Raw genomic sequence first — 17355 nt, forward strand, 5'->3', positions numbered from 1 at the left:
GAGGCTGGGCGCATTGGGGCATCCGCGCATTGCGATGCGCTGCGCCGCAGACAGGCGCCTGCTTTATGCAGATTTGCGGGGCAACTTCTCTTGTTAATCGATAATTTTGGGTAAACTATGCCCGTCACCTGTGTGCTTGCTGGTGCGTCGGTTTCATCCGAGCGCACAGTCGTCGTAAGCTGTCCTTAACATGAATGTCTCTAAAACCAACCAAGAACGGGGAGATCCGAAAGGCCAATCGAATACGCTGATCGCGACCGCTTTCAGTCAGTTGCGGTGTGACATCCTTGATGGGTACTGGGCTCCGGGCGAGAAGTTGCGCGTCGAGCATTTGAAGGGTCGATACGGCGTGAGCTCCGGCACTCTGCGCGAAGCGCTTGCACTCCTCGTTTCAGAAGATCTGGTTGTGTTGCAGGGACAGCGCGGCTTTCGGGTCGCACCCATGTCGCAGGCCGATCTGGAAGACCTGACGCGCTTGCGCATCCTGATCGAAGGCGAGGCTTTGCGCGAGAGCATGGCACATGGCAAGGATGACTGGGAAGTCGCGATCGTCAGCGCTTTTCACAAACTGACGCTCGCTGAGCAGCGTCTGGCCACCAACCCGAAAGACGCTTTCGCCTACTGGGAAAAATGCAATCGCCAGTTTCACGAATCACTATTGAGTGCTTGCAAATCGACTCGATTGCTCCGATTTCAGCACATCCTATACTTTCAAGCTGAGCGTTACCGCCGAGTTTCAGCCATCAGAGACCCCTTCTCTTTCAAGGTGCACGAAGAGCACCAAGCGATATGTGATTCTGTGCTTGCACGCAAAACAGAAGAAGCCATATCGCTGCTGACCTCTCACGTAAAACGTTCACTGGCAGTCACCAGGAAGGTCGGTTACAGCCTTGTCGGTGATCAGCGCAAAGAAGCGCTCGACCTGATTGAACCAGGAGCTGTAGGTCGGGATGAAATTGCATGTGCCAGCGAGGCCGACTGGCCAGCCAGGCCTTGATCTTCGAATGGCTGTGTGTGGTGTAGTTGTCGCAGATGCAGTGAATGTCCAACTCGGCAGGGACGGCTTTGGATTTATCCGTAAATAATATTAACGGGCAGATCGATCTTGCGCAGGGCGATGATGGCTGCCGCCAGGTGGTTGAGCGCCAGGAAGGTGTGTTCGAGCTTTTCGTAGCGCACCAATAGTTTCCTGAAGCGGTTGAACCAGCCATGACAGGCCTCGACCACCCAGCGGCGGGCCTTCTTCTGCGGCTCTCGTTTCTTCTGCGCCGCTTCGTTCTTGCGGCTGACCACATGCGGGATATAGCCATGGGCAAGGATCACGGCCATGGCACCTTTGCCGCGATAGCCCGCATCTGCGCACAGATGCTTGGAGCGGCGCTGCTTTGGAGTCGGACGTTTGACCACGATGGCATCGAGCACAGCCTCAATCTGCGTCACGTCGTGCGCGTTGGCTCCCGTCACGACGAGAGACAACGGGACGCCACGCCCGTCCACCAGCAGGTGGCGCTTGCTGCCGTTTTTTTCCCCGATCCGTTGGATTGGGTCCAACGGCCTCTTGCGCCAGCGGCGCCTTCATCATCGCCCCGTCGATGCTCTGCCAGCGCCAGGCAATGCCTTCGAGCTCGTCGTATTCGGCAAGGCCCGCCTTCCATAACGACTCAAAGAACCCAGCCTTGGACCATTGCATGAATCTCTGGTGCACCGCGCTGGCACTGCCAAAGCGCTCGGCTGGCAACGCCTTCCATTGACAACCCGTCCTGAGCACATACACGATGGCCTCGAAGACCAATCGCGGCGCCTTGGGTGGACGCCCCGCTCCCGCACTGCGCAGGTATTGCTTGTTTGGGTCGCGCACTGGCTGCGGCACCAGGGGCTCAACCCGGGCCCAGAATTCATCCGTCACCTCCCACGAATGGGCATGGGCCTTGGCCATCTGTCTTTCCTGTGCCGAGTGAAGGTCGGCTCAGGTCTGGAGTTTACTTAATTTACGGATAAATCCTTTGTCGATCTCGCGCAGAAAGGCCAGGAACTCCTGATGCCGGTGGCGCGGCTTGCAGGCCGCCAGCACGGCACCGTTGAGAACGTTCAAGGCAGCAAACAACGTGGTCGTGCGGTGGCGCTTGTAGTCGTGGGTGACGCCCTCGACGTAGCCCAATCCCATGGGCAGCATCGGCTGCGTGCGCTCCAGCGCCGTAAGCGTGGCCTCAAGGCCCTATTGACCGGTTCAGATGTCGATGACTCGGCGCAGCAGAGCGAAGCCGACGCGCAGGTCGTGCCGTCGCCCGGATCGATGCTCGCGGTGCGCTGGTTGATCCGCACGATGGTGACCTTGCCCCTGTTTCGTGTAGTTCTTAGCCCAACGATTACGCGGCCTTTTTACGCTGTACCTCGTACCAGCGTTGCTCGTACTGCATGGGACTGAGGTAGCCCAGCGACGAATGCAGCCTGCGGTGATTGTAGAAAGCCATCCAATCCATCACCGCTTTCCTGGCCTCTTCACGGGTGGCGAATTTGTGACCATGCACGCTGGCTGTTTTCAGCCGCCCCCAGAAGCTTTCAGTCGGTGCATTGTCCCAACAGTTCCCCTTTCTGCTCATCGATGAGCGCATGCCCCAACCTTTCAACGCGGCCTGGAAGTACCCGCCGTAATACTGGCTGCCCCTATCGCTGTGGAATATCAAACCGGCCGTTGGGCGCCGACGCCACCACGCCATGGCCAACGCATCTTTGACCAGGCTGGTCTGCATGTGAGGTTGCAGGCTCCAGCCCACCACCTGGCGACCAAACAGGTCAAGAACAGCGGCCAGGTACAGCCAGCCCTCGTCGGTGGCGATGTAGGTGATGTCGCCACACCAGAGCTGATTGGGAGCCTCGGGGTTGAAGCGCCGCTGCACCAGGTCGGGCGCCACCGGCAGGTTATGGCGGCTGTCGGTGGTCACCACGAACTTGCGCTTGGTCTTGGCCTTGATGCCGTGCTGTTGCATCAACCGACGCACCCGGTCGTTGCCGACCCGAATGCCTCGGGCCAACAGCTCTTTGTGCATGCGGGGCCAGCCATATTCGCCCTTGACCTCGGCGTGGATGGCCCGCATGTGAGCCAGCAGTGCCTCGTCGCTGTGGCGTCCTGCGGGTCCTGGGCGTTCGGCATCACGGCGGCGCTGCCACGCGAAATAGCCGCTGGCACTGAGTTCGAGCACCTGGCAGGACAGACTCACCGGGTACTGTCGTCTCATTTGTTGAACCCAGGCGTACCCCGCAGCGTGTCCTGCGCGAAGTACGCCGCGGCTTTTTTTGCGATGTCTCGCTCCATCCTCAGACGAGCGTTTTCTGCTCTGAGCCGCGCCAGTTCCATCTGCTCTGGCGACACCCTTGCCGCCTTGTCATCAGCACCGCTGCGGCTCAGCTCGCCTTTGGCCGACTGGCGCTGGGTATGCCCAGCACCTTCGCCACGACCGCAATAGCCTGCCCAGACCGTACCTGGCGCACCGCCTCCAACTTGAACACCTGCGTGTACTGCGCACGCACCTGCTGCTTTGACATCTCTCGACTCCCTTGTCGGTATTTTCAACAAGGCCAAGCACTTCACTTTTCAGGGGCAACCTCAAGGGCGAGTTGGCGTGTCTCGTCGCCTTCGTAGGCTCGATCCCTGAGCAAGTGCACAGGCCTGCTGGTCTTCCCAAGGCTCTCGATGAGTCGTCGGCGTGGGCGCGTCGTGCGCCTGTCCCGGCGACAGGCAGAGCGTCACGGCCGTTCGAGCATCCGCGGCAACCATATGAACTTGGTGTTCCATCCACCTCGGGACTTGCCTTGGGCGAAATGGTCTGTCAGCGAAAGCCCATGCGGTATCATATGAGCGCGCCGTTGTGCGAGCGCAGATCGGCCTCAATGTCGCGCAACTATTCGCGCAAGGTCAACTGGGGGATAGATAGCGTGAAAACGTTGGGACATTACTGATGCTGAATAAAAATCTAAACGCCATTGTCGTCGTCGGTGCCGGCTTGGCCTCCGTCTCCTTTGTGGCCGAACTGCGCCAGGCGGGCTACCAGGGGCTGATCACCGTAGTCGGCGACGAGGCCGAGCTGCCTTACGACCGACCGCCCTTGTCCAAGGACTTCATGGGCCATGGCGACGCCGAGAAGATCCGCCTTGACTGCAAGCGCGCGCCTGAGGTCGAATGGCTGCTGGGCGTCACGGCGCAGTCGTTCGACCCGCAGGCACACACGGTGGCGCTGTCGGACGGGCGCACCCTTCCCTATGGCACGCTGGTGCTGGCCACGGGTGCAGCGCCGCGCGCGCTACCGACCTTGCAGGGCGCCACCATGCCGGTACATACGCTGCGCACGCTGGAAGATGCGCGGCGCATCCAGGCCGGGCTGCGCCCGCAGTCGCGACTTTTGATCGTAGGCGGCGGTGTGATCGGGCTCGAACTCGCCGCCACGGCGCGCACTGCTGGTGTCCACGTGAGCCTTGTCGAAACTCAGCCGCGCCTCATGAGCCGCGCTGCACCGGCCACGCTGGCCGACTTCGTCGCGCGCTACCACGCGGCGCAAGGGGTCGATCTGCGCTTTGAGCGCAGCGTCACGGGCTCCGTCGATGGCGTGGTGCTGCTCGACGATGGCACGCGCATCGCGGCCGACATGGTGGTTGTGGGCATAGGCGTGTTGGCCAACGACGCGCTTGCGCGCGCAGCCGGGCTGGCCTGCGACGACGGCATCTTCGTCGATGCCTATGGGCGTACCACCTGTCCCGACGTCTATGCTCTTGGCGACGTAACGCGCCAGCGCAACCCTCTAAGCGGGCGTTTCGAGCGGATCGAAACCTGGTCGAACGCGCAGAACCAGGGCATCGCGGTGGCGCGCCACTTGGTCGATCCAGCCGCGCCTGGATTTGCCGAGTTGCCGTGGTATTGGTCCGACCAGGGGGCACTGCGCATCCAGGTGGCGGGGCTTGCAAGTGGTGACGAGGAAATCGTGCGTGGCGAACTCTCACTCGACGCCCCCAAGTTCACGCTCATCGAGCTGCAAAAAGGCCGCATTGTGGGCGCGACCTGCGTGAACAACGCGCGCGACTTCGCACCGCTGCGGCGCCTGCTCGCGGTCGGCGCCCAGCCCGACCGCGCCGCGCTCGCCGACCCGGCCACCGACTTGCGCAAGCTCGCTGCCGCCGTTGCCGCGTGAGTGCCTGCGTATGACGCGCGCATAGCTCAGAGAAAGGCCGTGCCCCTGCACGGCACGGCTCGGTGTGTCAAGAATGCGCATGCCCCGCAGTCGTAGTCGTAATCTCGCGTGTCCTTGCGCGCATTGATGGTGGCTCTCAGTTGAGCGCAGGAAGAGCCGCTGGTGTGGGCCAGTGACCCTGACCCAGGTTTTCGTACCGTTTCGTAACATCGACCAGCATGATCAAGGCCCGAATTGTGCCAGGAGCATGTCCTGAAGAAGAGCAAGTTCACTGAGGTGTACTCAGTAATGACGAAGGACTTCTGTTCGCCGAAGCGACGGCGCTCTTTGTAGCGTTAGATCCCGCGAAATTCGGAAAGCTGGCCGAGAATGCTTCTCGCGTGTTCGGATCGACCGGTACACCCCCAGGTAATTTGGATCACTCAGCCAGCGAACCATCGGCTTAAGCTGCACTGAGCGATGTAGTCGTCTGGCCCCACTCGCTCTCTCTTGCGCCCTTGGGTTGCCTCGAAGGACGCTTCGGGCTACAAGCCGGTCTGGCTGGGTGAGTCTCGGGGAACGGTGGGAACAGCGGGGGGGACGGTTTTCTTACCCCGTGTCGCGCGGACTCTCCCTCGGTTGCGCCCTCTGGCGCAGGAAGGCGGGATGAGGGTTATCCTGCGTGCTATACTCCACCACCAAGATTCAGCGCCCCAGCACCTTTCCAGGTTCTGGGGCGTTTTGCTTTGGGTTCGCCTTCCTCCGGGTGGTCGCTGCATCAATCGCCTGCGTGACGGCCTGGCGTCGTCGTGTCAGGGCCCCTAGGGGCTCACGCCACTGAACGCATCTTCATCCACCGTCAAGTCGCACTGCACGCCGCGCCCATACACCAGAGGGCCATGTCCTGGCAGTCGGCGGGTCACTGGCGTGATGCGGCTGCCGATCAAACCGTCCACCTGCCGGCTGGCAACGGGATCGTCCATGCCCAGAAACAGGCGCAGCATGTCCCGCAGGGCCTGCGCGCCCTGGCGCACATCCATGTCCATCAGCGGCAAGTGGTTGAAGTTGAGCTGGCGGATCAGGCGCCACGTCATCTCGCCCTGGGCGAAGGGAGGGCGCGGTGGGCTGGGGGGCCGCACCAGACCAATGGCACCGACCGGCAACGAGGCCTTCACGCTCAAGTCCGAACGGCCGTTGCGCGGCACCAGGCGGGGCAGGTCTCGATGCGGTCGGTCCGCCGCTCAAACAGGTTGACCACCGGGGTGCAGAACAAGGCGAACTGGTCTTCATCGACCAGGCCCCGCAACCGGGTCGTGTCCTGTGTCAGCAGCACCACCACTTCGGCCTCCTTGCCCTGGATGCGCGACAGCCCTGGCGCCAGCTCCCGCAACGCCAGAAAGTAGAAGCGGCTGGGACAGGCGAAGTACTCGTGCAGCAGGTTGTGGCCATGCCAGGTGTTCCAGGCCTGCGGCAGCAGGCCCTGGTCGCTGCCCAGGCCTTCGTGCACCAGGGCATCCTGCGTCACCACATGCGGATGCTCGGCCATGCGGCCGGGCACGCCGGTGGCGGACCCGCTGATGACACGTCCGTCATGGTCGGTGGCCTTGCCGGACCCGCCCCCCGAGCCCTGTTGCATGTTGGCTTCCTGGAGGACCTGCCATTCCCAGCTGCCAACATCGATTTCGTTCTTGTGGGCAGCGTCCTGGCTTTCACCATCGATACCAGCGATTTTCAGAAAGATGTCTTGTGCCATGTATTGACTCCTTGAAGTGAGGTTGAGAAAGGGGAAAAAATGGGTGTGAGAACGGCCTGGGCTGCGGGTGCCGCTCAGGCTGCTGCCTTGACTGATGGCAGCTTGGCAACCAGCCGCAGGCTCACGGTCAGGCCTTCGAGCTGGAAATGGGGGCGCAGAAAGAACTTGGCGCTGTAGTAGCCTGGGTTGCCTTCCACGTCCTGCACCACCACCTCGGCCGCGGCCAAGGGACGGCGCAGCGCCCCTGGCCCCGCAGAGCGAGGTGCAATACGGCAGTTTTTCGTCCCGGCCCGAGGCACCCGACTGGGCCGAGGTCGAGCGCGATGCACGCCGCCTGCTGTTGCGCAGCAAGGACATCGGGGTGCTGGTGTGGTTCACGCGAGCGCGTTGCCGCCTGGCGGGCGCGGCCGGCCTGCTGGAGGGCCTGCTCACGCTCCAGGCGGTGTTGCAGGCCTACCCAGAACAGGTGCATCCGCAGGTGATGCTCGATGGCGTGCCGGATCCCGCGGTGCGGGCCAACGCCCTGGCGGCCCTGTGCGATCCGGACGGTCTGCTGGGGGACGTGCGCGACGTCGTGGTCAGCGCCGGCACCGCGTTTCGCCTGACGGTGCGCGACGTGGAACGGGCCTTCGCCGTGCCCCGGCCGCCCTACGCCCCCGAGCCCGAAGGTGTGAAGCGCCAGCTGGCGGATCTGCACGTCAAAGGCGATGGCGCCTTGCGCGCCTTGCTCGCCTGTGGCAACGCGGTGCTGGGTATCGACCATTGGAGCCAGGGTGCATTCGGAGACGACGCGCCTCACCTGGGGCCGTTGATGCACCTGCTCGGTGGCATGGCCGCTTTCGCCGCCGTGCCCTCGCGCGGCGAGAAGCTGCAGATCGAAGAGGTCGAGGCCGGCGCAGGCAGACAGGGGCCGCCGCCCGGGTCCGCGGTGGCGCAGCCGGTTGACCTCGGCGATGCCCGGGGCGTGGGACCACCTGCCTTGCCTGCCGCGGTGGCGACCCATGCGCACATCGCGCAGGAGCGCGAGCAGATCCGTGCCCTGCTGCGCCAGATCCGGCATTGGGTCGAACACCACGAGCCGAGCAGCCCCGTCACGATCCTGCTGAAGCAGGCGGATCGCATGTGGGGCAGGCGCTTCGCGGAGGTGGCGCACATGATCCCCCCCGATCTGATGCAAGCCTGGGATCGGGACGACTGAGGCCCGGGTGCTACACTCCAGCCCTCTCTGATCTGAAGAGGATTCGACCGAATCCATCAGATGTCGCAAAAGCCCATCCCTCGCGCGATGGGCTTTTTCATTTCTGGGTTCCGCCTTTCACCGCGCTGCGGTCGAAGCCAGCCCCATTCCCCTTCTGGAGATCCCATGCCTGTTGTGACCCCGGCGCTTGTGCGCAACGACGAGCTGTTGAGCCGTTTCACCCAGGGCCTCGTGACCCGCACACTGGCGCATGTGGCTGAAGAGGCCCGGCTGGACGGCGAGAGCCTGAAGAACGCCGTGGACCGGTACGAGATCGACTACGCCTGGCACGTGCTCGGCTCCGACCGGCTTCGGGAGGCGGTGCTCTGTGCGCTGGAAGCGCGGCTCGGCCACCCGGCCGATGCGGGGCAACAGGCGGCTGTGCGCGAGCTGCTGCAATCGGCCGCCGCCGCGCAGCCCAGCGATGCGCTCATGAGCTTCGACAACGATGTGCCGGCGCACCTGAGCCAGTTGCTGGTGGGCGTGCCCGATGCCGCCGGGGCGCTGGCCCGGGAAACCGCCTGAACGCAATACCGCACCTCCTGCGTGCGATATGGGGGCGCCACTAACATCCCTGCGTTGACCACCACCGGTCGTCCAGCGGAGCTTTCGTTTCTTCATGCCGGGTGCGCCCTTTCAGACTCGCCCGCGCCACCTTGTCGATGGCGCTGGCCTGCGCGCGCCCGCCGCACACCGCCGATGCCCTCGTCGGCCGCGCCGCCATGCCCGTGGGCCTCTGGCCGCACATTCGTTTCGCGTTGACCTGAGCGTGACAGGTCAACGCCCGCGGCGCATCGAGGCCTGCGGCTAGCCCGCGGCCCAAGCCCCCCTCCACGCACCCGCCGTCCGGCCTTCCTCGCCAAGGCCGTTCCACGCCCGCGCTCGCGCGCGGCCGTGCCTGCACGTCTGGAGTTGTCCGTCCATGGTTCTCACCCTAACGCATTCGTCTTTCTGGTCGTTCGCGCCACCCGCGTGGTGGCGCCGGTGCACGGAGTTGCGCATCGATGTGGAGCGCCCCAGCCAGCCCATGGAGGACGCCTTCGGTTCGATCTACGACCGCATCCACCGGCCCGGCGACCGGCTGCATGGCATTCCTTCCATCCCGCTGAACGACCCGGACCTCGTGGTGCGCTACCGCGAGGCCGATGGCGAGTTCTATGTGTATGTGGAAGACGTGCGGCACCGCCGGCTGGCGGGCTACACGGTGTTCAACCGCCTCATCGAAGTCAACCGCGCGGCCGACCGCGTGGTGCGCGCGCCCCACTCCAGCTACGGGGAGGCCTACCAGCGCCGTGGGCTGGCCAGCGCCATCTACCGCTGGGGCCTGGGCGCGGGCCTGTGCCTGGTCACGGGCGCGCGGCAGTCACCCGGTGCGCACGCGCTGTGGCGTTCGCTCGCGCGCGACCACGAGCTCGGCTGTGTGCGCCTGCGCGACAAGAACCTGACGTACCTGGGCCCTGAGGTGGCGCCAGCGGTGATGGACGACTTGCACACGCGCATGTTGTTGCTCGGCAGCGGCTGGACGCTGGCGCGTTTCGCCGCCGCAACCGGCATGCGCGGTGTCTGAGCGGTCGTCAGTGCAGGGCGGGCGCCTGCTGCAGCTGGCGGCCGCCCCGGGGCCTTGATGCGCCGCCGGCTCAGCGCCAGCCCGGCACCTTCTTCAGCACGAAGTTCATCACCGGCTCGGGTGGGGTGCTGCGCCCCTGGGCCGAGCGGCGGATGCCGCGCAGCTCCTGGCCGCAGCCCGAGGCGGTGACGCTGCCTTCCCACACCGCGTCCAGATTCACGCCATCGGCCGACTCGTCGAGGTTGAACTCGCCGTCGGTCACGTCGCCCGACACCACGGCCTGCCGGTCGTTGCCCGCCGTGCTGCGCTTGAGGTTGCCGCGCACGCTGTCCGGGTACTCCGGGTGGCGCTCAAACAGCAGCGCGCCGCTGGAGGCGGGCGCAGCTTCGCTGCCGCCCTCCTGCGGCCACAGCACCAGCTGCCACAGGCCGTAGAGCTGGCTGGGCACCATGTCGCCGCCGGAGGTGCAGGCGGTGGGGGCGGTGGGGGCGGAGGCAGGTGCCTGTGCAAGGCCGGCACCGCACAGCAATGTGCATGCGAGGGCGAGACAGAGGTGTTTCATGATGCAGGGTCGGCCGCCTTCTGGGCAGCCTGCTCGGTGGCGCGTTGCGCGAACTCGGCGCGCAGCGCGCGCAGTTTCTCGCGCGGGTCTTCCTTCACGGTGGCCTGGTCCAGCGCCATCTCCTTGATGAAGCGGCTGGCCTGTCCCGGAATGCTCTCGCGGCCCTTCTTGCGGCGCTTGAGCCAGCTCACGGCCAGCGTGCGCTGCGCGCGCGTGATGCCCACGTACATCAGGCGGCGCTCTTCCTGCAGGCGTTGCGCCATGTCGGCCGCCTGCGCGTCGCTCTGGCCGGGCTCCTCGTCCATCTTGAACGGCAGCAGGCCTTCGTTCACGCCCACCAGCATCACATGCGGCCATTCCAGGCCCTTGGACGCGTGCAGCGTCGAGAGCGTGACCACGTTCTGGTCCTGCTCCCGCTCGCTGAGCGTGGAGAGCAGGGCGATGGTCTGCACCACCTCGAGCAGGCTCTTGCGCTCGCTTTCGGTCTTCACGCCGTCCTCTTCTTCCAGCTTGCCGCCGCAGCGGCCGGCCACCCAGTCGCAGAAGTCCATCACGTTGGTCCAGCGCGCGGCCGCCACCTTCTCGTTGTCCTCGCTGTCGTAGAGGTGCTTCTCGTAGTCGATGTCCTTGAGCCACTCGGTGAGGAAAGCGCGCGCGGCTTCGTGGCCCACGGTGTGGCGTGCGCGGTACTCCAGGTCGTTCACCGCACGGCCGAACTCGTGCAGCGTGGCCACCGCGCGCGGCGCCAGCGCAGCGCCCAGCGAGTTGGCGAACAGCGCCTCGAACAGGCTCAGCTTGTACTGTGTGGCGAAAGCCCCCAGTTGCTGCAGCGTGGTGTGGCCGATGCCGCGCTTGGGCGTGGTGGCCGAGCGCAGGAAGGCCGGGTCGTCGTTGTTGTTCACCAGCAGACGCAGCCAGGCGCAGAGGTCGCGGATCTCGGCCTTGTCGAAAAAGCTCTGTCCGCCCGAGACCTTGTACGGCACCTGCGCGCGCCGCAGTGACTGCTCGAAGGGGCGCGCCATGTGGTTGGCGCGGTACAGGATGGCGAAGTCGCGCCATTCCTTGTGCTGCGAACTCGCGCGCAGGCTCAGGATGCGCGCGACCGCGCGCTCGGCCTCGTGATCTTCGTTGTCGGCGTTGACCACGCGCACCGGCTCGCCCTCGCCCAGGTCGCTCCACAGCGTCTTGGGAAACAGCTTGGGGTTGGGGCCGATCACGTTGTTGGCCGCGCGCAGGATCGCGCTGGTGGAACGGTAGTTCTGCTCCAGCTTGATGACCTTGAGCTCGGGGAAGTCGTGCGGGAGCTTCTTCAGGTTGTCCAGCGTGGCGCCGCGCCAGCCGTAGATGGACTGGTCGTCGTCACCCACCGCCGTGAATCGGGCGCGTTCGCCCACCAGCAGTTTGAGCAGTTCGTACTGCGTGGCGTTGGTGTCCTGGTACTCGTCCACCAGCACGTGGCCCATCTTCTTCTGCCAGCGCGCGCGCACGTCCTCGTGCTCGCGCAGCAGCTTGAGCGGCAGCGTGATGAGGTCGTCGAAATCCACGCTTTGGTAGGCGGTGAGGCGCTCCTCGTAGCGCGCCATGATGGTGGCGGCCACGCGCTCGTTCTCGTCCTTGGCCTGCGCCAGGGCCTGCGCCGAATTCATGCCCGCGCCTTTCCAGGCGCTGATCGTCCACTGCCAGCCGCGGGCGGTGGCCGCGTCGTTGGTGCCGCCGCAGTCCTTGAGCAGGCTGGTGATGTCGTCGGTGTCGAGGATGGAGAACTGCTTCTTCAGGCCCAGCACCTCGCCGTCGTCTCGCAGCAGGCGCACGCCCAGCGCGTGGAAGGTGCAGATCAGCACCTTGCGGGCATCGCGCCCCACCAGCTGGGCCGCGCGCTCGCGCATTTCGGCCGCGGCCTTGTTGGTGAAGGTGATGGCGGCAATGCGGTCGGCCGCCAGGCCGGCCTGAATGAGCCGGCCGATCTTGTGCGTGATCACCCGCGTCTTGCCCGAGCCCGCGCCCGCGAGCACCAGGCAGGGTCCCGCCAGGTGGTTCACGGCTTCCAGTTGCGCGAGGTTCAGGCCGTGGGACATGGGCAGGGGCGGGCGGACGTCGGGAAAGGCGGGAAAAGAGCGTTGGATCATACCGGGCGGGGTGTCGCGGGCCGCCCACGGGCGCCTGAGACAATCGGGCCCGTGCTGCACATCCTGCTGGTCACCTTCCCCTTCTTCGCGCTCGTGCTCGCCGGCTACGTGGCCGCGCGCCGGCGCATGCTGCCGCTGGAGGCCATTCCCGGGCTCAATGGCTTCGTGCTGTTCTTTGCCTTGCCCTGCATGCTGTATCGCTTCGGCTCCACCACGCCGATCGCGCAGCTGCTCGATGGCTGGGTGGCCGGCCTGTACCTGCTGTGTGGCCTCGTCGTGGTCGGCGCGACCATCGCCTTCACGCGCAACGCGCGCATCCGCTGGAACGACGCGTCCCTGGGCGCGCTGGTGGCGGCCTTTCCCAACTCGGGCTTCATGGGCGTGCCGCTCATCGTGGCCCTGCTCGGCGCGTCGGCTGCCGGCACGGTCATCCTCACCATGGTGGTGGACATGGTGGTGACCAGCTCGCTGTGCATTGCGCTCTCTCGCCTGGACGAGGCCCAGGGCCAGGGCCGCTCGGCTGTGGCCGAGGCCACGCGCAAGGCGCTCAAAGGCGTGCTCACCAACCCCATGCCCTGGGCGATCGTGCTCGGTGGTCTGGCCTCGGCCTGGGCCTTCACCCTGCCCAAGCCGGTGGAGCAGACGGTGTGGCTGCTTGCCGATTCGGCCTCACCCGTCGCGCTGTTCACCATCGGCGCGGTGCTGGCGCGCGCGCAGATGACGGCCAACCACCCCATGCCACTGGCCGACTATGTGCCCGTGGCGTTGATGAAGCTCTTCGTGCACCCGCTGCTGGTGCTCGCCGTGGGCTGGCTGGCCATCCACGCGGGTGCGCCGCTGGCGGTGGCGGAACCACGAACCGGGATTGGTGGCCCCGTCAACTGCGCGTCGATCTGCTTCATCAGCACTCAGCCAAGTCCGATCCCCTGGGTGCCGACTTCAACTACGCCGAAGCCTTCGCGCAGCTGGACTATGAAGGCCTGAAGAGAGACCTGCACGCGCTGATGACCGATTCGCAGGACTGGTGGCCTGCCGACTTCGGCCACTATGGCGGCCTGATGGTGCGCATGGCGTGGCACAGCGCCGGCACGTACCGCATCGGTGACGGGCGAGGCGGGGCCGGCCGGGGCCAGCAGCGTTTTGCGCCGCTCAACAGCTGGCCCGACAACGTGAGCTTGGACAAGGCGCGCCGCCTGCTGTGGCCCATCAAGCAGAAATACGGCAACAGGATTTCCTGGGCCGACCTGATGATCCTCGCTGGCAACGTGGCCCTGGAGTCCATGGGATTCAAGACGCTGGGCTTCGCGGGCGGCCGGCCCGACACCTGGGAGCCAGACCAGGATGTGTACTGGGGCCGCGAGACCAAATGGCTGGAAGGCGACGTGCGCTACGCCGGGGGCTCAGAGGGTGTGCCGGGCCATGGTGTGCTGGTGTCCGAAGACAACCCGGACGGTGCCTCGGGCAAGTCGCGCGACCTGGAGAACCCGCTGGCGGCGGTGCAGATGGGCCTGATCTACGTCAACCCCGAAGGTCCCGAAGGCCGCCCCGATCCGGTGGCAGCCGCGCGCGACATCCGCGACACCTTCGCCCGCATGGCGATGGACGATGAGGAGACCGTCGCCTTGATCGCCGGGGGCCACACCTTCGGCAAGACGCACGGTGCCGCGCCCGCGACGCACGTGGGTGCCGAGCCGGAAGCCAGCGACCTCGAGCACCAGGGCTTCGGGTGGCACAGCAGCCATGGCAGCGGCAAGGGCGCCGATGCCATCACCAGCGGGCTGGAGGTGACCTGGACCACCACGCCCACGCAGTGGAGCAACAACTTCTTCGAGAACCTGTTTGGCTTCGAGTGGGAGCTCAGCAAAAGCCCGGCCGGTGCGCACCAGTGGGTGGCGAAGAACGCGCAGCCCATCATCCCCGACGCCTTCGATCCGTCGAAGAAGCGGCTGCCGACCATGCTGACCACCGACCTGTCGCTGCGCTTCGATCCGGCCTACGAGAAGATCTCGCGCCGCTTCCTTGCCCATCCGCAGCAGTTTGCCGATGCCTTTGCGCGCGCCTGGTTCAAGCTCACGCACCGCGACATGGGGCCGCGCGCGCGCTACCTCGGCCCCGAAGTGCCGCCGGAAAGCTTCATCTGGCAGGACCCGATTCCCGCGGTCAACCACCCGCTGGTGGAGGCCGAGGACGTGGCGGCGCTCAAAGACAAGATCGCCGCGGCGGGCCTCAGTGCCTCGGCGCTGGTCGCCACCGCCTGGGCTTCGGCCTCCACCTTCAGGGGCTCGGACAAGCGCGGCGGCGCCAACGGCGCGCGCATCCGGCTGGCGCCCCAGAAGGACTGGGAAGTCAACCAGCCGGCGCAGTTGGCCCAGGTGCTCAAGGCGCTCGAAGCCATCCAGGGCGCGTTCAACCAGTCGGCCGCGGGTGGCAAGCGCATTTCGCTGGCCGACCTGATCGTGCTGGCCGGGGGGGTGGGCGTGGAGCAGGCCGCCCGGCAGGCCGGTCAGGCACTGAGCGTGCCGTTCATGCCGGGCCGCATGGACGCCTCGCAGGAGCAGACCGATGTCGAGTCCTTCGCGGTGATGGAGCCGGTGGCCGACGGCTTTCGCAATTACGTCAAGGGCGCGCTCTCGGTGCCGGCCGAGGTGCTGCTGATCGACCGGGCCCAACTGCTCACCCTCACGGCCCCCGAACTGGCGGTGCTGCTCGGCGGCCTGCGCGCCATCGGCATCAACGCGGATGGATCGGCGCATGGCGTGCTCACCGCGCGGCCGGGCGCGCTCACGAACGACTTCTTCGTGAACCTGCTCGACATGGCCACCGAATGGAAACCCACGTCAAGAAACACGTATGAGGGACGTGACCGCAAGACCGGGGCCGCGAAGTGGACCGCCACGCGCGCCGATCTGGTCTTCGGCGCCAATGCGCAACTGCGCGCCGTGGCCGAGGTGTACGCCGAAGCGGGCGCCGCGCCGAAGTTCGCGAAGGACTTCGTGGCTGCCTGGACCAAGGTCATGAACCTGGACCGGTTCGACCTCGCCTGATCGTTGCGGCGGCCGGTCGGACCCAGAGCCCCGGGGCGTTGAGCCCGGGGCTTTTTCATTTCTTGCTCAGCGCCTCCTGCTCCAGCAGCAGGTAGGTGTTGTAGGCGTTCATGCGGTTGGCCGGGCCGAACATGGGCATGGCCTCGAAAGCGGACCAGTCGGTCTTGTCGTAGGCCTCTTCAAATGGCACGAAGTTCTCCACCGCCTCGCCCATGCTCTGGCGCAGGTGCCTGAGGTAGTCGCGCGTGGTGCCGATGTCCTTCTTCGGGTCGGTGGACGCGGCACCATGCCCGGGCACGACGGCCTTGGCGTCAAACGCCAGCAACCGCTCCAGCGACAGGATCCACTGGCGGCTGTTGGCCTGCCCCACGAAAGGCAGGCGGCCGTTGAAGAACAGGTCGCCCGCGAACAGCACCTTCTCCGAGGGCACGAACACCGTGAGGTCTTCGGGCGTGTGGGACGGCCCGACCGGGGTCAGATCGAACACCACGCCGCCGACCTTCAGGGACGTGGGCCCGTCGATCCAGATGTCGGCCGGCACGATGCGGGTCTGCTCGTTGATCCAGGGCGCCAGGTCGGTGCGTGAGGCTTCCAGGCGCAGGCGCGCGGTGTCGGATTGGATGTACTCGCGCGACGCAGCGTGCGCGATGATCTTCGCCCCCAGTTGCTTGAAGTGCTGCAGGCCATAGATGTGGTCGGCGTGGTAGTGGGTCAGGATCACGTGCGTGATCGGCTGGTCGGTGCGCTGGCGGATCGCCTGCGTGAGCCGTTCGGCCAGCCGGGGCGAGCCCAGCGCGTCCACCACCACCACGCCTTGCGGGGTGATCACGAAGCCCGCGTTGCTGATGAAGTTCTGGTTCTTGGTCGAGCCCAGCTGGGTCAGCCCCTGCACGTAGTAGCTGTGCGGCCCGACCGCCTCCACGGTCATGGCCGGGCCGGTGTCGGCGGCGGGCTGGGCCTGGGCGGCGAAGGTGGCCAGGGCCATCAGGGGCGCAAGCCACCAGCGAAGGGAAAGTCGGGGCACGGGTCGTCTCCAGTAGTCTTGCCTGCTCTTATATCGCAATTCGCTTATATTTGAGCAAAGTCGGCCTTGTGAAGCCTAAAGTTGTAGGAGAGGCTGCCGATGGACAGGCAGGCCGGCGCTGGATGTGCCGGCATGGAGAATGCCGTGATCAAAGCCCCTTTGCCGCACAACGAAGCGAGGCGCCTGAAGGCACTTCGTGACCTGGTGATCCTGGACACGCCGCCCGAGGCGCGTTTCGACCGCATCTCGGCGTTCGCGGCGAAAGAATTCAATGTGCCGATCGCGCTGGTGTCGCTGGTCGACCAGGACCGCCAATGGTTCAAGTCGTCTTTCGGCATGGGCGACGTACAGGAAACGCCGCGCGACATTTCCTTCTGCGGCCACGCGGTGACAATGGCCAAGACGCTGATCGTGCCCGACGCCCTGGCCGATCCCCGCTTTGCGGACAACCCCATGGTGGTGGGGCACCCCTATGTGCGCTTCTACGCCGGAGCGCTGCTGCGCTTGCCCTACGGGCAGGTCGTGGGCACGCTGTGCATCATGGACCGCCGCCCGCGCCAGTTCGACAAGCTGGACGAAGCCATCCTCAACGGCCTGCGCGACGTGGTGGTGGAGGAGCTTTTCCGGCGCGAGGAGTCGGTGTCGTGAGCGCCCATCGACCGCAGGTGCTGCTGATCGAACCCGATGGGCTGGTGCGCGGCACGGTGGCCTCGGTGTGCCGCGAGCTGCAGCTGGTGCGGCTGCAGCAGGCGACCACCATCGCCCAGGGCGAAAAATGGATGCAGGGCAACGTGGATCACGGCCTCCTGCTCTCGCTGGCCGAGCGCGAAGCGGCTCTGGCGCTGCTCGCGCGATTGCGTGGCGGTGAGCTGGCCTGCGAGCC

At 65.8% G+C, this 17355-nt stretch carries 11 protein-coding genes and 9 pseudogenes; 9 read left to right on the forward strand and 11 right to left on the reverse strand.

The annotated features are described in order from the left end of the window. Positions 1 to 190 precede the first annotated feature (190 nt). Positions 191 to 841 (forward strand): annotated as a pseudogene (locus KIT86_RS14005) (GntR family transcriptional regulator); the annotation flags it as partial. A 42-nt stretch (positions 842 to 883) separates the two neighbouring features. Here KIT86_RS14005 and KIT86_RS14010 read toward each other — a convergent pair. The 5 genes and pseudogenes from KIT86_RS14010 to KIT86_RS14030 all read right to left on the reverse strand — a co-directional run. Then, positions 884 to 1067, reverse strand: a pseudogene (locus KIT86_RS14010) (transposase); the annotation flags it as partial. A gap of 4 nt (positions 1068 to 1071) precedes the next feature. Next, positions 1072 to 1936 (reverse strand): IS5 family transposase gene (locus KIT86_RS14015; RefSeq protein ID WP_297399363.1). Its coding sequence is split into 2 segments (ribosomal slippage): positions 1072 to 1525 and positions 1524 to 1936, totalling 867 coding nucleotides; the frame shifts between segments, so codons are not numbered across the junction. A 66-nt stretch (positions 1937 to 2002) separates the two neighbouring features. After that, positions 2003 to 2194, reverse strand: a pseudogene (locus KIT86_RS14020) (IS630 family transposase); the annotation flags it as partial. A 172-nt stretch (positions 2195 to 2366) separates the two neighbouring features. Beyond that, a pseudogene (locus tag KIT86_RS14025) lies at positions 2367 to 3528 on the reverse strand (IS3 family transposase). Continuing rightward, a pseudogene (locus tag KIT86_RS14030) lies at positions 3502 to 3810 on the reverse strand (hypothetical protein); the annotation flags it as partial. The pseudogenes KIT86_RS14025 and KIT86_RS14030, both read right to left, overlap by 27 nt. A gap of 146 nt (positions 3811 to 3956) precedes the next feature. On the opposite strand from KIT86_RS14030, the gene KIT86_RS14035 reads away from it, so the two are divergent. Next, positions 3957 to 5180, forward strand: coding sequence for an FAD-dependent oxidoreductase (locus KIT86_RS14035; RefSeq protein ID WP_297399365.1), 1224 nt, complete (start codon positions 3957 to 3959; stop codon positions 5178 to 5180). An 803-nt stretch (positions 5181 to 5983) separates the two neighbouring features. Here KIT86_RS14035 and KIT86_RS14040 read toward each other — a convergent pair. The 3 pseudogenes from KIT86_RS14040 to KIT86_RS14050 form a co-directional block, all read right to left on the reverse strand. Next, positions 5984 to 6684: pseudogene (locus tag KIT86_RS14040) on the reverse strand (type VI secretion system baseplate subunit TssF); the annotation flags it as partial. 72 nt (positions 6685 to 6756) lie between these two features. Further along, positions 6757 to 6912, reverse strand: a pseudogene (locus KIT86_RS14045) (type VI secretion system tube protein Hcp); the annotation flags it as partial. A 74-nt stretch (positions 6913 to 6986) separates the two neighbouring features. Continuing rightward, a pseudogene (locus tag KIT86_RS14050) lies at positions 6987 to 7148 on the reverse strand (type VI secretion system contractile sheath large subunit); the annotation flags it as partial. A gap of 26 nt (positions 7149 to 7174) precedes the next feature. On the opposite strand from KIT86_RS14050, the gene KIT86_RS14055 reads away from it, so the two are divergent. The 3 genes from KIT86_RS14055 to KIT86_RS14065 all read left to right on the forward strand — a co-directional run bounded on the left by KIT86_RS14055 (position 7175) and on the right by KIT86_RS14065 (position 9716). Then, positions 7175 to 8110: a type VI secretion system ImpA family N-terminal domain-containing protein gene (locus KIT86_RS14055; protein WP_297399367.1), complete on the forward strand. Its 936-nt coding sequence runs from the start codon at positions 7175 to 7177 to the stop codon at positions 8108 to 8110. Positions 8111 to 8275: 165 nt separating this feature from the next. Continuing rightward, positions 8276 to 8674, forward strand: a complete 399-nt coding sequence (locus tag KIT86_RS14060) for a hypothetical protein (RefSeq protein ID WP_297399369.1) — start codon at positions 8276 to 8278, stop codon at positions 8672 to 8674. 397 nt (positions 8675 to 9071) lie between these two features. Beyond that, positions 9072 to 9716: an N-acetyltransferase gene (locus KIT86_RS14065; RefSeq protein WP_297399371.1), complete on the forward strand. Its 645-nt coding sequence runs from the start codon at positions 9072 to 9074 to the stop codon at positions 9714 to 9716. A gap of 70 nt (positions 9717 to 9786) precedes the next feature. Here the strand turns inward: KIT86_RS14065 and KIT86_RS14070 are convergent, their stop codons facing one another. Then, a complete protein-coding gene (locus KIT86_RS14070) occupies positions 9787 to 10278 on the reverse strand; it encodes a hypothetical protein (RefSeq protein ID WP_297399373.1) in 492 nt (163 codons plus the stop codon). Continuing rightward, positions 10275 to 12353: an ATP-dependent helicase gene (locus tag KIT86_RS14075; protein WP_297399375.1), complete on the reverse strand. Its 2079-nt coding sequence runs from the start codon at positions 12351 to 12353 to the stop codon at positions 10275 to 10277. Before KIT86_RS14075 ends, KIT86_RS14070 begins: the two co-directional genes overlap by 4 nt. Positions 12354 to 12455: 102 nt before the next feature. On the opposite strand from KIT86_RS14075, the gene KIT86_RS14080 reads away from it, so the two are divergent. Both KIT86_RS14080 and katG read left to right on the forward strand, forming a co-directional pair. Continuing rightward, positions 12456 to 13388 carry an AEC family transporter gene (locus KIT86_RS14080; protein ID WP_297399377.1) on the forward strand — a complete coding sequence of 311 codons (933 nt, stop codon included), beginning with the start codon at positions 12456 to 12458 and terminating at the stop codon, positions 13386 to 13388. Continuing rightward, positions 13286 to 15448 (forward strand): catalase/peroxidase HPI, encoded by a 2163-nt coding sequence (katG, locus tag KIT86_RS14085; protein WP_297399385.1) that lies wholly within the window; start codon positions 13286 to 13288, stop codon positions 15446 to 15448. Before KIT86_RS14080 ends, katG begins: the two co-directional genes overlap by 103 nt. Positions 15449 to 15503: 55 nt before the next feature. Here katG and KIT86_RS14090 read toward each other — a convergent pair whose 3' ends face one another. Next, a complete protein-coding gene (locus tag KIT86_RS14090; RefSeq protein ID WP_297399379.1) occupies positions 15504 to 16472 on the reverse strand; it encodes an MBL fold metallo-hydrolase in 969 nt (322 codons plus the stop codon). 144 nt (positions 16473 to 16616) lie between these two features. Here KIT86_RS14090 and KIT86_RS14095 point away from each other — a divergent pair, with 144 nt between their 5' ends. Together KIT86_RS14095 and KIT86_RS14100 are read left to right on the forward strand one after the other, a co-directional pair. Next, positions 16617 to 17120, forward strand: coding sequence for a GAF domain-containing protein (locus tag KIT86_RS14095; RefSeq protein ID WP_297399381.1), 504 nt, complete (start codon positions 16617 to 16619; stop codon positions 17118 to 17120). Further along, positions 17117 to 17355 (forward strand): annotated as a pseudogene (locus KIT86_RS14100) (hypothetical protein); the annotation flags it as partial. The gene KIT86_RS14095 and the pseudogene KIT86_RS14100, both read left to right, overlap by 4 nt.

It is taken from the genome of Hydrogenophaga sp. (assembly GCF_026125825.1).
GTDB lineage: Bacteria > Pseudomonadota > Gammaproteobacteria > Burkholderiales > Burkholderiaceae_C > Hydrogenophaga.

Excerpts from the sequence above, each read along its gene's own strand:
- KIT86_RS14035 (WP_297399365.1), top strand. The coding sequence starts at position 3,957 with ATGCTGAATAAAAATCTAAACGCCATTGTCGTCGTCGGTGCCGGCTTG.
- KIT86_RS14065 (WP_297399371.1), top strand. The coding sequence starts at position 9,072 with ATGGTTCTCACCCTAACGCATTCGTCTTTCTGGTCGTTCGCGCCACCC.
- KIT86_RS14075 (WP_297399375.1), bottom strand. The coding sequence starts at position 12,353 with ATGTCCCACGGCCTGAACCTCGCGCAACTGGAAGCCGTGAACCACCTG.
- KIT86_RS14060 (WP_297399369.1), top strand. The coding sequence starts at position 8,276 with ATGCCTGTTGTGACCCCGGCGCTTGTGCGCAACGACGAGCTGTTGAGC.
- KIT86_RS14070 (WP_297399373.1), bottom strand. The coding sequence starts at position 10,278 with ATGAAACACCTCTGTCTCGCCCTCGCATGCACATTGCTGTGCGGTGCC.